The 13,052-nt window shown below is 70.2% G+C and carries 13 protein-coding genes, 3 tRNA genes and 1 pseudogene; 9 read left to right on the forward strand and 8 right to left on the reverse strand.

What is annotated here, in order from left to right; all coding sequences use genetic code 11:
• The first annotated feature begins 290 nt into the window (after positions 1-290).
• A complete protein-coding gene (locus FHX73_RS29620; protein ID WP_246213948.1) occupies positions 291-1,706 on the forward strand; it encodes a nucleobase:cation symporter-2 family protein in 1,416 nt (471 codons plus the stop codon).
• A 14-nt stretch (positions 1,707-1,720) separates the two neighbouring features.
• On the opposite strand, the gene FHX73_RS29625 is transcribed toward FHX73_RS29620, so the two are convergent.
• Positions 1,721-2,062: a winged helix-turn-helix transcriptional regulator gene (locus tag FHX73_RS29625; protein ID WP_145908957.1), complete on the reverse strand. Its 342-nt coding sequence runs from the start codon at positions 2,060-2,062 to the stop codon at positions 1,721-1,723.
• A 97-nt stretch (positions 2,063-2,159) separates the two neighbouring features.
• Here FHX73_RS29625 and FHX73_RS29630 point away from each other — a divergent pair, with 97 nt between their 5' ends.
• On the forward strand, positions 2,160-3,053 hold the full coding sequence (locus tag FHX73_RS29630; protein ID WP_145908958.1) for an NAD(P)-dependent oxidoreductase: 894 nt from the start codon (positions 2,160-2,162) through the stop codon (positions 3,051-3,053).
• A gap of 126 nt (positions 3,054-3,179) precedes the next feature.
• On the opposite strand, the gene FHX73_RS29635 is transcribed toward FHX73_RS29630, so the two are convergent.
• The 3 genes from FHX73_RS29635 to FHX73_RS29645 form a co-directional block, all read right to left on the reverse strand.
• Positions 3,180-3,416 carry an acyl carrier protein gene (locus FHX73_RS29635; RefSeq protein WP_170305133.1) on the reverse strand — a complete coding sequence of 79 codons (237 nt, stop codon included), beginning with the start codon at positions 3,414-3,416 and terminating at the stop codon, positions 3,180-3,182.
• Complete coding sequence (gene acpP, locus FHX73_RS29640) at positions 3,413-3,667, reverse strand: acyl carrier protein (RefSeq protein ID WP_145908960.1); 255 nt, start codon at positions 3,665-3,667, stop codon at positions 3,413-3,415. The genes FHX73_RS29635 and acpP overlap by 4 nt, the downstream gene beginning before the upstream one ends.
• Before the next feature lie 225 nt (positions 3,668-3,892).
• On the reverse strand, positions 3,893-4,270 hold the full coding sequence (locus FHX73_RS29645; RefSeq protein ID WP_145908961.1) for a hypothetical protein: 378 nt from the start codon (positions 4,268-4,270) through the stop codon (positions 3,893-3,895).
• A 404-nt stretch (positions 4,271-4,674) separates the two neighbouring features.
• On the opposite strand from FHX73_RS29645, the gene FHX73_RS29650 reads away from it, so the two are divergent.
• Entirely contained in the window at positions 4,675-5,217 is a 543-nt protein-coding gene (locus tag FHX73_RS29650; RefSeq protein WP_145908962.1) for a YrhB domain-containing protein, read from the forward strand.
• Positions 5,218-5,335: 118 nt separating this feature from the next.
• Here FHX73_RS29650 and FHX73_RS29655 read toward each other — a convergent pair whose 3' ends face one another.
• Positions 5,336-5,806, reverse strand: a complete 471-nt coding sequence (locus tag FHX73_RS29655; protein ID WP_145908963.1) for a hypothetical protein — start codon at positions 5,804-5,806, stop codon at positions 5,336-5,338.
• Between the two features lie 86 nt (positions 5,807-5,892).
• Here FHX73_RS29655 and FHX73_RS29660 point away from each other — a divergent pair, with 86 nt between their 5' ends.
• Positions 5,893-6,216 carry a hypothetical protein gene (locus FHX73_RS29660; RefSeq protein ID WP_145908964.1) on the forward strand — a complete coding sequence of 108 codons (324 nt, stop codon included), beginning with the start codon at positions 5,893-5,895 and terminating at the stop codon, positions 6,214-6,216.
• Here the strand turns inward: FHX73_RS29660 and FHX73_RS29665 are convergent, their stop codons facing one another.
• Positions 6,217-7,338, reverse strand: a complete 1,122-nt coding sequence (locus tag FHX73_RS29665) for an IS630 family transposase (RefSeq protein WP_145908965.1) — start codon at positions 7,336-7,338, stop codon at positions 6,217-6,219. It lies immediately after the preceding gene.
• A 398-nt stretch (positions 7,339-7,736) separates the two neighbouring features.
• On the opposite strand from FHX73_RS29665, the gene FHX73_RS29670 reads away from it, so the two are divergent.
• Positions 7,737-9,431: an alpha-galactosidase D gene (locus FHX73_RS29670; RefSeq protein ID WP_145908966.1), complete on the forward strand. Its 1,695-nt coding sequence runs from the start codon at positions 7,737-7,739 to the stop codon at positions 9,429-9,431.
• Between the two features lie 168 nt (positions 9,432-9,599).
• Positions 9,600-10,838 (forward strand): annotated as a pseudogene (locus FHX73_RS29675) (glycoside hydrolase family 10-like protein); the annotation flags it as partial.
• Between the two features lie 388 nt (positions 10,839-11,226).
• On the opposite strand, the gene FHX73_RS29680 reads toward FHX73_RS29675, so the two are convergent.
• Complete coding sequence (locus FHX73_RS29680) at positions 11,227-11,580, reverse strand: hypothetical protein (RefSeq protein WP_145908967.1); 354 nt, start codon at positions 11,578-11,580, stop codon at positions 11,227-11,229.
• Between the two features lie 379 nt (positions 11,581-11,959).
• On the opposite strand from FHX73_RS29680, the gene FHX73_RS29685 reads away from it, so the two are divergent.
• The 3 genes from FHX73_RS29685 to FHX73_RS29695 all read left to right on the forward strand — a co-directional run bounded on the left by FHX73_RS29685 (position 11,960) and on the right by FHX73_RS29695 (position 12,222).
• Positions 11,960-12,032, forward strand: a tRNA-Trp gene (locus tag FHX73_RS29685).
• Between the two features lie 34 nt (positions 12,033-12,066).
• Positions 12,067-12,139, forward strand: a tRNA-Leu gene (locus FHX73_RS29690).
• Between the two features lie 9 nt (positions 12,140-12,148).
• Positions 12,149-12,222, forward strand: a tRNA-Leu gene (locus tag FHX73_RS29695).
• A gap of 122 nt (positions 12,223-12,344) precedes the next feature.
• On the opposite strand, the gene FHX73_RS29700 is transcribed toward FHX73_RS29695, so the two are convergent.
• Positions 12,345-12,626 (reverse strand): hypothetical protein, encoded by a 282-nt coding sequence (locus FHX73_RS29700; protein WP_145908968.1) that lies wholly within the window; start codon positions 12,624-12,626, stop codon positions 12,345-12,347.
• Between the last annotated feature and the right edge of the window lie 426 nt (positions 12,627-13,052).

Here is a 13,052-nt window from a genome sequence, read left to right on the forward strand (position 1 = left end):
GGGGAGCGATCGCGGTCATGGGGGCGGAGTCCTTCGCGGGAGAACGCCGGGCGGCTTCGAGCAGGCGGCGCGTCAGCATCGCCATATCGCGGCCGTTCCATGGTCGTTAACTGTTGATGTCCGGGCTTGGGCGAGCGATCGCGATCGCCCGGCCACGGCAAAAGCAACAGGCCCGTTCAGCCGCGGAAACGCGGGTGAAACCGCATCAACAAAAGGTTGATCCGCCGTTCCAGGCGATGGGCCCCACAACCCGTCCCTCCCAAGCTCTGCTCCGCCTCCGGAGGTCCCCTGTGTCCCAGGCCCCTGACGCATCCGTATCCGCGTCCACCGCCTCACCCGCCGCCCGGCATCCGGTCGACGCGCTCCTGCCACCTGCCCGGCTCGGACTGCTCGGTCTGCAGCACGTGCTGGTGATGTACACCGGCTGTGTCACCGTCCCGCTCGTCTTCGGCGCGGCGGCCAAGCTCGACACCGCCACCATCGGCCTGCTCATCAGTGCCGACCTGCTGGTGGCCGGCCTGGTGACGCTCCTTCAGGCGCTCGGCATCGGCAAGGTGCTGGGCGTGCGGCTGCCCGTCGTGGCCGGTGCCACGTTCACCGCCGTCACCCCGATGGTCCTGATCGCGGGGGAGTACGGCATGCAGGCGGTCTACGGCTCGATGATCGCCGCCGGTGTCTTCGGGCTGCTGGCCGCGGTCCCGTTCGCCCACGCCGTGCGGTTCTTCCCGCCGCTGGTCAGCGGGTCCGTCATCACCGTCATCGGACTGTCGCTGATCGGCGTCGCCGCCGGGCTGATCGCGGGCAACGACCCCACGGCGAAGGGCTACGCCGCCCCGGGCCACCTCGCCCTGGCCGGCGGCATCGTGCTGCTCATCGTCTTGGTCAACCGGTTCGCCGGCGGCTTCCTCTCCCAACTCGGCGTGCTGCTCGGCCTGATCGTCGGCACGCTGATCGCTGTCCCGATGGGGCTGACGGACTTCTCCGCCGTGGACGGCGCCGACTGGTTCGGCCTGGCCTCGCCCCTCCACTTCGGGGCGCCGCGCTTCCCGGTCGCCGCCGTGATCTCGATGTGCGTGGTGATGCTGGTGACGTTCACCGAGTCCACCGCCGACATGCTCGCCGTCGGCGAGATGACCGGCCGCCCGCTCTCCCGCAGGGACCTGGCCCGCGGCCTGGCCGTCGACGGTCTCTCCGGCGTCTTCGGCGGCATCATGAACGGCTTCCTGGACACCGTCTTCGCCCAGAACGTCGGCCTGGTCGGCATGACCAAGGTCCGCAGCCGCTACGTCGCCGCGGTCGCCGGCGGCATCCTCGTCGTCCTCGCCCTCATCCCCAAGCTCGGCGAGATCGTCGCCTCCCTGCCGGGACCGGTGATCGGCGGCGCCGGCCTGGTCATGTTCGCCACCGTCACCTCGGTCGGCATCAGCACCCTGCGCAAGGTGGAGTTCGAGGGCACCGGCAACCTGTTGATCGTCGCCGTCGCGATCGGCCTGGGCATGCTCCCGGTCGTGGCGCCGTCCTTCTACCATGCCTTCCCGATCTGGGTGCAGATCATCGGCGGCAGCGCCATCACCAGCGCGACCCTGGCCGCGTTCCTGCTGAACCTGCTGTTCAACCACTCGCCCAGCCGGAAGAAGGTCGAGGTGGCCGGCGCGGACCCGGGCGCGGTCCCGACGGCCCTGCCCGACTCCGCGCCGGCCACCTGAGCAACGGCACCGCGCTACCGCTGGGCCCCGCCCAGCACGTGCTGCCGCCCCCAGGCGCCGAGCGGGCCGAGTGCCGCGTTCAGCTCGCGGCCCGGCTCGGTCAGCGAGTACTCGACGCGGGGCGGCACCTCGTCGTACGCCTCGCGGTGCACGATGCCGTCGGCCTCCAACTCCCGCAGGTGGGCGGCCAGGACCTTCTCGGTGATGCCCGGCACCTGGCGGCGCAGCTCGCCGAACCGGCAGTGCGGGCGGTCGGCCAGCGCCCACAGGATCAGCACCTTCCACTTGCCGCCGATCACGTCCATCGCGGCGTCGATCCCGCAGACGTACGCCCCCGGCCTCGGCACGGTCGCCATGCCCCACCCCTTTCGATCTCGTTGCTCACCTCAGGGTAAGCACCCACTCCGAAGTACGTACTTGATCATGGTCGCGGCGGCGCCGAGGCTGATCGGCATGGCACACACCACACTTGACGCAGTCCACGAGAAGACCCCCGTCACCCTGCTCGGCCTCGGCGCGATGGGCGGCGCGCTGGCCCGCGCCTGGCTCGCCGCCGGGCACCCGCTCACCGTCTGGAACCGCACCGCCGCCCGGACCGGGCCGCTCGCCGCCGAGGGTGCCGTGGTGGCCGCCACCGCCGCCGAGGCCGTGACGGCGAATCAGCTGGTGGTGGTCTGCCTGTTGGATGACGCCTCGGTCGAAGAGGCGCTGGCCGACGTCGAGTTGGCGGGCAAGGACCTGGTCAACCTGGTCACCGGCACCCCCGGCCAGGCCCGCGCCTGGGCCGAACGGCGCGGCGCCCGCTACCTGGACGGCGGGATCATGGCCGTCCCGCCGATGATCGGCGTCCCGGCCGCCGGCCCGTACGTCTTCTACAGCGGCTCGGCCGAACTCCTCGCGGACCACCGCGCGGCGCTCATCGCCCCGGCGGACGCCCGCTTCGTCGGCACCGACCCCGGCCGAGCGGCCCTCTACGACGTCGCCCTGCTCAGCGCGATGTACGGGATGCTCGCCGGAGTCGCCCACGCTTTCGCGCTGGTCCGCGAGGAGCCCGTGGCACCGGGCGAGTTGGCGCCGCTGCTGGGCGGCTGGCTCACCGCGATGACCGGCTCGATCGACCGGACGGCCGCCCAACTGGCCGTCGGCGACTACACCGTCGGCGTCGTCTCCACCCTCGCGATGCAGGTGGCCGGCCAGACGACACTGCTGCGCACGGCCGAGGAGCAGGGGGTGAGCACGGAACTGCTCGCGCCGTACTTCCGCTTGATGGAGCGCCGGCTCGAACTCGGCGGCGGGGAGGAGGACCTGACGGGTGTGATCGGCCTGCTGCTGCCGCGTGCCGGCTGATCTCGCCCGAGGCCGGGTTCGCACCCGCGGCGACGGATCAGTTGTCGGCGCCGTCGACCGCCGCGACGCACCACGCGGATGGGCTCCCGCCGGCGTGCGGGAGCCCATCCGCGCCCTGTCGGCGGGTCAGCCGCGGTGCTGCTCGACGTGACGGATCAGGTCGCCCACCGTGACCAGGTTCTTGGCCTCGTCCTTGGGCAGTTCCACGTCGAGCTCCTGCTCGATCTGCCGGCGCAGGAGCGCGCTCTGCTTGGGGCTGATGTCCAGGTCGTCCGCGAACGCGGCCTCGGGCGTGACGAGGGCGTCGGCGACACCCAGCTGCTCGGCGACGATGTGCCGGACCTGCTCGGCGATGCTGCTCACTTTCCACCCTTTGCGTGCTTGTCGATGTATTCGACGGCGTCCCGCACCGTACGGATCTTCTCGGCGTCCTCGTCCGGGATCTCGATGTCGAAGCCCTCCTCGAAGGCCATGACCAGTTCCACTGTGTCGAGCGAGTCCGCTCCCAGGTCATCGACGAACGACGCCGAGGGCGTGACCTCGCCCTCATCGGTGATGCCCAGCTGCTCGATGATGATCGCCTTCACCTTTTCCTCAACCGCGGTGGCAGCCAACCGGATCCCTCCCCACACTCGGGTACCACGGACAGGGCAGCCCAACGGACTGGATAGGCCCGTCACCGGCACGCCCTCAGAGGTCCCAGGTCTAGCACCGCATGTACGGGTCACGATGGGAAATCCCCAGTCAGCGGCGGGAATCCGAGGGCTTGTGGTATGCGCACGGCTCACCTGGTGGCCGGGCTGCCGCACCAGCCGCCTTGGACGTGCCGGTGTCGTGGGTCAGCGGCAGTAGGGCAGTTTGGGGATGGGCTCGTTGACGCGGACGCCGGAGACGTAGGCAGCGGGGAGGTAACCGCCCTCGTCGAGGTGGGCCCAGTAGTGGTTCTGGGGCTGGTTGCCGTACGGGCTGGTGAAGTAGCCCCCCGCGCGCTGGCACCAGGCGGTCATGGTGCGCGGGCCGATGTAGGTGTGCAGGACGAGGCTGTTGGCGGAGGCGTCCCCGAACACCTTGAAGTCGGCCACGTTCACCCGCAGCCCCACGCTCCGTTGTTGCTGCGGTGCCGCGGCGGCCGTGGGAGCCAGCGCGAGGGAGGCGACCAGGGCGGCGCCGGCCGCCAGGGCCGTCATGCGGGAGGGAGAAGGGAGGATCGTGATCATGAAGCCGGTTCTATCCGGGCCCGTCGCCGCGGGGCCAGGAGGGGTGCGCCGGATCCATCCGATCGGCCGAACACATTCACCCGGCGGCTCGGCGGACCGCGGTGGAGGCATCTCCAGGGCGGCGGGGGAAGCCGGCGCGGCACCGATGGCGCCAACGGCAGGTCGATATCACCTGGTAGCGCCGGGCGTTGACGGCCGGTCAACCGACTTCACCCCGTCCCTGATGCGGCCGGGACGGGGTGCTCGAAATTCGTTCGCCCGAAATCCGCCGCTACGTCAGCAAGGCGCTGCGGCCCAATCGGCAGCGACGGTCCGAGGCCGCAAATGAGATCGCGGTCGCGGCGCCGGACGACGCTCTACTGGTGTGCCGAAACCCCGTTGCGCGGTGGTGGAGGATGAGGCGCATGGTCACCAAGGAGCGCGCCGTCGAGCTTGTCGAAGCCCTACTGCTGCGCGAGCATGAGGCTTCACCGTGGTTGCCTGAACTCGGTGTCATCAAGGTCGAGGAACATGCCCTCGGGTGGTTGGTCTTCCTCCAAGGGGTGGAGTACATCCGCACCCGCCGGTTCGAGGACATGCTGATAGGCCAGGGCCCGTACCTGGTGGATCGGCAAGACGGAAGCATCCATCACATCCCGGTGACCACGTATGTGCGCGAGGGGTGGGAGGCCCTCTACCGGGAGCACCTCAACCCGGCCGCGCCGCCGGAGGGGTTGGTCACGGTGGTTGCGGCAGTGCTGCGCTCCGACGGAGCGCTCGCGGCGATGCGGTATCTGCGCAAGCAGGCCCCGAAGCTGGGACTGCAGGACGCGAAGGACTACGTCTTGGCGCTGCAGACCGGATCCCAGCCTTCGGAACAGCTGGTGAGTCTCACCCAGCAGCCGGAGGAGAGCCCGTACCAGTGGATCGAGACGTTGGCAGGCCCAGCGGAGAAGCGGTCCGGTTGAGCGGTTGAGGGCCCGCCCGTGTGGCTGGTCCGGTAGTCGCGTTCCTCGCTGGTCCGGGTTCTTGCGGACGAGGTGGAAGATCGCGTCCACGATCCGCCCGTCTGCGGGTGGGCCGTCGCTACGACCAGGACACCCGGATCTGCTTGCGGACCTCGCGGACGTCGACGACATCGAATCCGCTCTGGTGACGCACGACGTGCTGGACCTCGTCCGAACCCGAGTATCGGAGGAACCCGACCCAGCCCTGCGTGATCGCCTGCCGAAGGAGCCACTCGACGACCTCCATCACCACGCCGAACTCGTCGTCATGGACACACGTCCGGACGGTCAGGGCCCACGGAGCGCCGCCGTCCAGGCTCGGTTTGTCCACGGACCGGACCAGTCGGGACGTGTCCGCCCCGTCGAACGAGTGGCTGGCCGAGTCACCGGCGAAGACCTGCCACGGGTGTCCCCACGACTCCCAGTCGGCCGACTCAAGCACCGGTGGCGCTTCCGCCTGCCCCAGGAGCCACCTCAGCTCGTGCAGCGCCGACTCGGGCAGGTCCGACCTCAGGTCCACGGCAAGGAACAGGTCGTAGTAGTCACTCACGCCTCGGACCCTAGTGCTGTGACCGAATAGGTTCGCCGGGTTTATCAGCCGAGACAGGGCCAGCGGTGTTGGGTAGCCTCGCCCCCGTGGTGGATCAAGAGCAGTACGTCCAGTATCGGGACGATTCGAAGGTGTTGGCAGCTATCGGGGCGCATGTTGATGCCCAGGTCGGCCGGGTGACCGTCCGGCTGCCCAGGACAGTGGCCGAAGCCGCGATGGACGCGTGGGAGCGTGACGAGTTGGGCGGGCGCGCTCCCGAGACCCACGAGGAGTACATGCAGCGGGACCGGGCCGCCGAGCTGGCCTTTATCGGCCTCGCGATCTCGGAGCGCGGTCGCCGGGAGGGCGAGGAGGTCGTGATCGACCTCGATGTCGCCTCCGCTGGGGCGGCCTTGCGGGCGTCGCAGTAGTCAGGCCGCGGCGGCCACCGGCCGGCCGCCCCAGCGCAGGCCTTTCTCGCTGCGGATGCGAGCGCGCTCGCGGCGCTGGGCGGCCAGGACGTCGGGGTGGCGGGCGTTGACGTTTCGCCAACGCAGGTAGGTGTGGAGCGCGCGAGTCTGGACCGTGTGGTTCGGGTGGTTCGAGTTGGCGAGCGTGAACTGCCGCAGCGGGCCGAAGTGCGCCTCGATCGGGTTCGCCCAGGAGGTGTTGGTCGGGGTGAAGCACAGGTGGACGTTGTTGTTCTTCGCCCAGCGCAGGATCTTCTTGCCGTTGTGGGCGGAGAGGTTGTCCAGGATCACGTAGACCAGGGCGCCGTCCGGGCGGGCGGCCCGGATCGATCTGAGCGCGGCCAGGGTGTTCACGGTGCCCTTCCGGCGCCGGTTGACGCCCCAGAGAGTGTCGTCGCCGACCGAGTAGCAGCCGTGGAAGTAGGTCACGCCGTGGGTGCGCTTGTAGGTCGCCGGCAGCCGGTCCGGTTTGCTCTGTTCGGCCCAGCAGTTGCCCGCGGTGGGGCGGATGCCGAGCGGGCCGAACTCGTCGAACGTGAATGTGCGGTCGGGGAAGTGCTCCAGGACGTGCTCGATCCGGTCGAGCTTGGCGTCGTAGTCGGGGTCGGTGGACTCCTTCCAGGTCTTGGTGCGCTGGAAGGTGACGCCGCGTCGGGCGAGCAGGCAGCGCAGGGCTTCGCGGCCGATGCGGATCACCCGGCCGTGGACGCGGCGGAGGTAGGCGAGCAGTTTGCGGATGGACCAGCGTGTGAAGGGCTGCCCGAGCTTGGCGGGGCGGGTGGTGGCCGTCTGGACGACGAAGTCCTCGTCGTCAGGACTGAGTGGGCGGGGACGGCCTCCCGCCCATCGAGGGTCCAGGCAGGCCAGACCGATCTCGTTGAACCGGTGGATCACGTCCCGCACGGTGTCTTCGTCCGCTTGGACGAGTTGGGCGATGACCGGGACCCGGTTGCCGCCAGCCGAGGCCAGCAGCATCATCGCCCGCCGGTAACGCACCGAGCTGGTGCTGCCCCGACGCACGATCCGCTGTAACTGCCGGCCCTCCTGGTCCGTCAGTCTCCGGACCCTGACCGGCTCCGCCACTCGCCTCGCTCCTCCGAGTTGAAACGTCTCGTCGACATCCAACCGGCCGAGGGTCCGAGAGCGCCAACTCGGCGGACCTTCTCGGTCAGAGCACTAGCTTCGGCCTCTGACGGCAATCCCCGAACCGGCACCCGGCCCATGGCGACCGCGGAGCCGGCCAGGGCGCTTCCGGAGGCCGTGACGAGGTCTCAGGGCACCAGTTTGTGATCAAAGCCTTGACACTGGCGCGAACGACCCGTTCGATGTCCTTCGCCGTGTTCGATATCGTCGAGTTTCAGCTACCGATGTTCACTTTTGGTAGTTGTTGGTGACTCACTTCCTCCTCCTCTCAGCGCTCCTGCCGGTGCGTCACGGCCAGGAGGTTCAGTGGGTCGGCTTCAGGGATGGGGAAATAGAGAATGGCAACGAGAACGAGTCGGTCTTCACGACTGCGGCGGGCAGCCGTGGCGGCGGGCGTCCTGGTGGCGGGGGTCGGCGCGATCCCGGCCGCGGGCGCTGCCGCGTCCGCCGCCACTGCGGCACCGCTGCTCCAGGTTCCGCCGATGGGGTGGAACGCCTGGAACAGCTACGGGTGCAGCGCGACCCAGTCGCTGATCGAGTCGGTCGCGGACAGCATGGTGGCGAACGGCATGCGGGACGCCGGGTACCGGTACGTCAACGTCGACGACTGCTGGATGACCCGTGACGCGAACGGCAACCTGACCGGCAACTCCAACTACCCCGACATGAAGGGCCTCGGCGACTACCTGCACGCGCGGGGCTTCAAGTTCGGCGTCTACGAGTCGCCGGGCGCCAAGACCTGCGCCGGATACTCCGGTAGCGCCGGGCACGAAGTCGCCGACGCCAACACCTTCGCGTCCTGGGGCGTCGACTACCTCAAGTACGACTACTGCGAGAGCGCCTCGTCGCTGTCCGCCCAGGTCGCCGACTTCGCCAAGATGCGCGCCGCGCTGCAGGCGACCGGCCGGCCGATCGTCTTCAGCATCAACCCCAACAGCGGCAGCAACACCGGCGCGGGCGTCAGCCGGGACTGGAGCGACGTCTCCGACCAGGCGCGCAGCACCGAGGACATCGGGGACCAGTGGTGGGGTCAGAGCTGGCCCAACGGCGTCGCCAACATCGTCAGCGAGAACGCCACGCTGGCCTGGCGGGCCAAGCCGGGCTCGTTCAACGACGCGGACATGCTGGAGGTGGGCAACGGCGGGCTCAGCACGACCGAGGAGCAGACCCACTTCGCCATGTGGGCGATGATGGCCTCGCCCCTGATCGCGAGCGCCAACCCGAGCAGCATCAACGCGACGTCGCTGGCGCTGCTGGAGAACCCGCGACTCATCGCGCTCGACCAGGACGCCCTGGGCCTGCAGGCGAGGGTCATCGGCGGGAGCCGACTGGTCAACTCCTCGGGCTCGCTCATCCTCGCGAAGCCGCTCAGCAACGGGGACGTCGCGCTCGCGCTCTACAACGGGTCCGACAGCGCGCAGACCCTGAGCACCTCGCTGGCCGCGGTGGGCATCCCCGGCACCGGAACCTGGACCGACCAGTTCACCGGCACCGTCGTCCAGAGCGGCGCCGCCGCCATCACCACCCAGGTCCCGGCCCACGGCACCGCGGTCTACCGGGTCACCGCGCCCAGCGCGCCGGCCTCCTGGTACAGCTCGCTGATCGACCCCACCGCGGCCGCCCAGAGCTACCAGGCCGAGGACCCCGCCCACTCGATCGTGGCGGGCCGCTGGACCGGCAACTCCGGTGCGGTCTTCGCGTCCTGCCCGGTCTGCTCGGGCGGTGAGAAGGTGAGCTGGATCGGGGGGACGAACAAGCTCTACCTCAACGGCATCTACGCCCAGAACGCCGGCACCTACCCGGTCACCGTCCAGTACCTGAACGGTGACGGCGGCGCTCGCTACGCCTCGATCTGGACCAACGGCGAGAACCTGCAGAAGGTCTCGTTCCCCGGCAACGGCAACTGGAACTCGACCCAGACGGCGACCGTGGAACTGACGCTGAACGCGGGCTACAACACCATCACCTTCGGCAACGAGTACGGCGGTTGGGCCCCCGACCTCGACATGATCTCGGTGCCCGCCACCGGCTGACCGCGCAACCCCCACCCGAAGGGAGCAGCCGCCGGTCCGGCCTGGCGTTGCGACCGCTCCCACGAGGCCGTTCGACGGCACCATGTGGTTACCCCCGGGTGGACGCCGGCGTCCACCCGGGGTGTGCGCAGTCGTGTGTCGGAGCCGGCCATCGACAGGGGTACCAGCATGGACCGTCCCCACGCCTGCCGCCCGGGGCGCCGGGCCGTCCTGGCTGCCCTCGGGGCGGCGGCGGGCGCGGTGGTCGCCGGCTCTCCCGCCAGCGCGCAGGACGGTTCCGGGATCGAAGGGATCCATGGTGCCGGGACCCGAAAGCGCCAGATGCGGGGTGTGTGGATCACCTCCCTGGGCAACATCGACTGGCCGCGGCGCCACCGGCTGGACGCCGAGCACGCGCGGGCGGACTTCACCGAGCTCCTCGACGAGGTCCGCGCGATCGGGTTCAACGCCGTGTTCGTCCAGGTCCGGCCCACCGCCGACGCCTTCTGGCCGTCCCCGTTCGAGCCGTGGTCCCAGTGGCTGACCGGTACTCAGGGACGGGACCCCGGCTGGGACCCACTGGAGTTCATGGTCCGCGCGGCCCACGAACGCGGCCTGGCGTTCCACGCGTGGTTCAACCCCTTCCGGGTGGCGATCCACCCGGATCCCAGCAGGCTGGTTCCCGGTCACCCCGCCCGTCGCAACCCGCACTGGACCGTCGTCTACCGCGGCGAGATCTACTACAACCCCGGCATCCCCGCCGTCCGCGCCTTCGTCCAGCAGGCCGTCATGGACGCGGTCCTGCGGTACGACATCGACGGCGTGCACATCGACGACTACTTCTACCCCTACCCCGACCGCACCGAGTTCGACGACGCCGCCGCGTTCGCCGCGCACGGCCGCCGGTTCACCGACCGTGCCGCCTGGCGCCGCGACAACGTCAACGTGATGGTCCGCCAGCTGCGCGACCTCGTCCGGGCCGCCCGCCCCGAAGCGGTCTACGGGGTCAGCCCGTTCGGCGTCTGGCGCAACCAGGCCACCGACCCGGGCGGCTCCCGCACCCAGGCCCTGCAGTCCTACGACGCCCAGTACTGCGACACCCGCGCCTGGATCCGCAACGGCTGGGTCGACTACATCGCACCGCAGCTCTACTGGTGGATCGGCTTCACCATCGCCGACTACGCCGTCCTCGCGCCCTGGTGGGCCGAGCAGACCGCCGGCACCGACACCTTGCTCTGGATCGGCCAGTCCGCCTCCCGCCCCGGTGCCCCCGACCGTCCCAGGCCCTGGCAGGACCCGGCGGAGCTCTCCCGTCACCTCGCCCTCAACGCCACCCTGCCCGCCATCGGCGGAGACCTCTTCTTCAGCGCCCGCTCCGTCCAACTGGACCGCATCGGCGCCATCCGGCAACTGGCCCGCGCACACTGGCAGCACCCGGCGCTGGTCCCGCTGCCGCCCCGACTCGCCGCCACCGCCCCACCCGCCCCGCCCACCCTGACACCCTGCGCCGACCCACCCGGCCTGACCATCACGCCCTCGCCACGCCCCGACAGCCCGCGGCCGTTCCAGTACGCCCTGTACCACTACGGCACCGACCCCGGACCGGAGCCGCCCGCCGACGCCGCCCGCCTCAGCACCTTGCTACCGGCCCACCACCTCGACCGGTTCCACCCTCCCGCCACCGCACCGGGCCCCTGGTACGCCGTCACCGCCGTCGACCGCGCCGGCCGCGAGAGCCCCGCCAGCGCACCCGTGCGGCTGTCCTCCCGCTGACGCCGATGGAGGGCTCCGGGCGGAACCGGCAAGCGTGCCGTGGTCAGGTGAGCGGGTCGCACACGTTGGTATCGGTCAGGTCCGAGGTCAGGCAGCCGGTCAGCTTCGGAGGCAGACCGGAGTAGACCATGGTCCCGCGGGGCGCCATTTCCTCGGTGAGCAGGGTCCCGGTGGTCGAGTCGAAGATGAAGAAGTTGCAGTTACTGTTGTCGCCGCGCGCCTGGACGATCAGCCCGCCACCGGGCGTGGGCGTCGCCAGCACCGAGCAGGTGCCGTTGGTGATGGTCGTGCCGCCGCCGATCGTCTGGGCCTGGGCCGAGGCCGCGGCGCCCAGGCCGAGCGTGGCTGCCGCGAGCGCGACGGCCAGTGCGCGTCCGGGAGTTGAGGTGAATCGCATGGTGATCCTCCGGTCAGGGGGTTCGCCCGCGGGCTCGGTGCCGGGGCACACCCCGAACCTCAGCACTCGGCGGCGCGCGGAGCAACCGGTCGCGCACGATTCCGGACGTTCCCGCACACTCCCGCACGCCCCCCGGACGGCGTCGGACGCCTCGTCACGTCCTGGGCCGTCACCTTCCGAGGCCGGGCTCGGAAATTCAGTCGCTCGTGGTGCATCCCGTGCTTACTCTCTTAATCGAAGCAAGGAACGAAACGACGAAGCATCAATCAGCAAGTAACAAGTAACAAGCAACAAGCAAGCGTTGAGCGCTGGGACGCAAGCGGGGCTGTAACCCCTGCTCCCTCACGGGATGGCGAGGTTCGATTCCTCGGCGACGCACTGGTCTGTAGCTCAATCGGCAGAGCGTCCGTCTCCAAAGCGGAATGTCGCAGGTTCGAGTCCTGCCAGGCCAGCGAGGTGCGCACAGCATTCGTGTGCGCACGGTACGGCGTCGTACCCCAATGGTAGAGGGAGCCGGTTCAGGACCGGTCCAGTGTGCGTTCGAATCGCACCGACGCTACGTCAGCAAGGCGCTGTGGCCCAATCGGCAGAGGCGGCGGTCTGAGGGGCCGCAGGTTGCAGGTTCGAGTCCTGCCAGCGTCACGAGCGGGGGTCCGGGAAATGCCGTGGGGCGGTCGGCCCGGTCGAGGTGGGGCGTAGGGGCTGCAGCCGGTTGGCGGCGGTCTCGTCCGGGCGACCCGGGGCACGGCCGACGGAGCGGCGGCTCAGCGCGACCGTTCGCGCGCACGGGCGCCGGCCCCGTAGTTGCCCAGGTCGAGTGCGAAACCCAGGACGACCAGTGCCCAACCCCAGCCCGGAACCCCGTGACCGGGGCGGTAGGTGAGGACGTACATGAGTGTGCCGAACGGGACGAAGACCAGCCCGAGCAGCGGCAGCACGATGCCGTGGAAGGCACGGTGGACCAGGTTGGTGAGCAGCCAGACCAGCCCGAGGGCCAGTCTGGGCGAGGCTCCCGCGAGCAGGGCCAGAACACAACCGCATCCCATGTCGTCTCCTCCGTCGTCGTGCCGGTCCGCGAGCGGGAGCGCCGCGCCGACCGACCGGCGGCCGTGCCCGTGGCGAGGGCCGGGACTCGGGGATGCCGTCGAGCGGGGCCCCACCGGTCGGACCCCCTGCCTCCCCAGGCTCGGCGGCCTGACCCAACGTCACCAGCCAGGTGGTCCGCACAGGTGATCGAGGCCACCGCATGCTGACGTCCCGTCACTTCGCGGCGCGCCGCCGATCGGCCGCATCGCGGCCCGGCTCGCCACGCGGTCGGGCTCCGCCAGGTACTGGCTGGTCAGCAGCATGGTTCGCGCTGTCTCAGCCACCCTGTGCGGGCCTGCACGGCGTCCGGCCCGACGCCGCCGACAACGCCTGCTCACCAGCCTCACCGTCGACGGCCGTAGCCACGGCGCCACCACGCGATCGGA

This window comes from Kitasatospora viridis (assembly GCF_007829815.1).
Taxonomy (GTDB): Bacteria; Actinomycetota; Actinomycetes; order Streptomycetales; family Streptomycetaceae; genus Kitasatospora; species Kitasatospora viridis.

Bases quoted from the DNA above. Each gene is read 5' to 3' on its own strand.
- FHX73_RS29625 (WP_145908957.1), bottom strand. From the start codon at position 2,062: ATGGCGACCGTGCCGAGGCCGGGGGCGTACGTCTGCGGGATCGACGCC.
- FHX73_RS29630 (WP_145908958.1), top strand. From the start codon at position 2,160: ATGGCACACACCACACTTGACGCAGTCCACGAGAAGACCCCCGTCACC.
- FHX73_RS29645 (WP_145908961.1), bottom strand. From the start codon at position 4,270: ATGATCACGATCCTCCCTTCTCCCTCCCGCATGACGGCCCTGGCGGCC.
- FHX73_RS29650 (WP_145908962.1), top strand. From the start codon at position 4,675: ATGGTCACCAAGGAGCGCGCCGTCGAGCTTGTCGAAGCCCTACTGCTG.
- FHX73_RS29670 (WP_145908966.1), top strand. From the start codon at position 7,737: ATGGCAACGAGAACGAGTCGGTCTTCACGACTGCGGCGGGCAGCCGTG.
- FHX73_RS29680 (WP_145908967.1), bottom strand. From the start codon at position 11,580: ATGCGATTCACCTCAACTCCCGGACGCGCACTGGCCGTCGCGCTCGCG.
- FHX73_RS29700 (WP_145908968.1), bottom strand. From the start codon at position 12,626: ATGGGATGCGGTTGTGTTCTGGCCCTGCTCGCGGGAGCCTCGCCCAGA.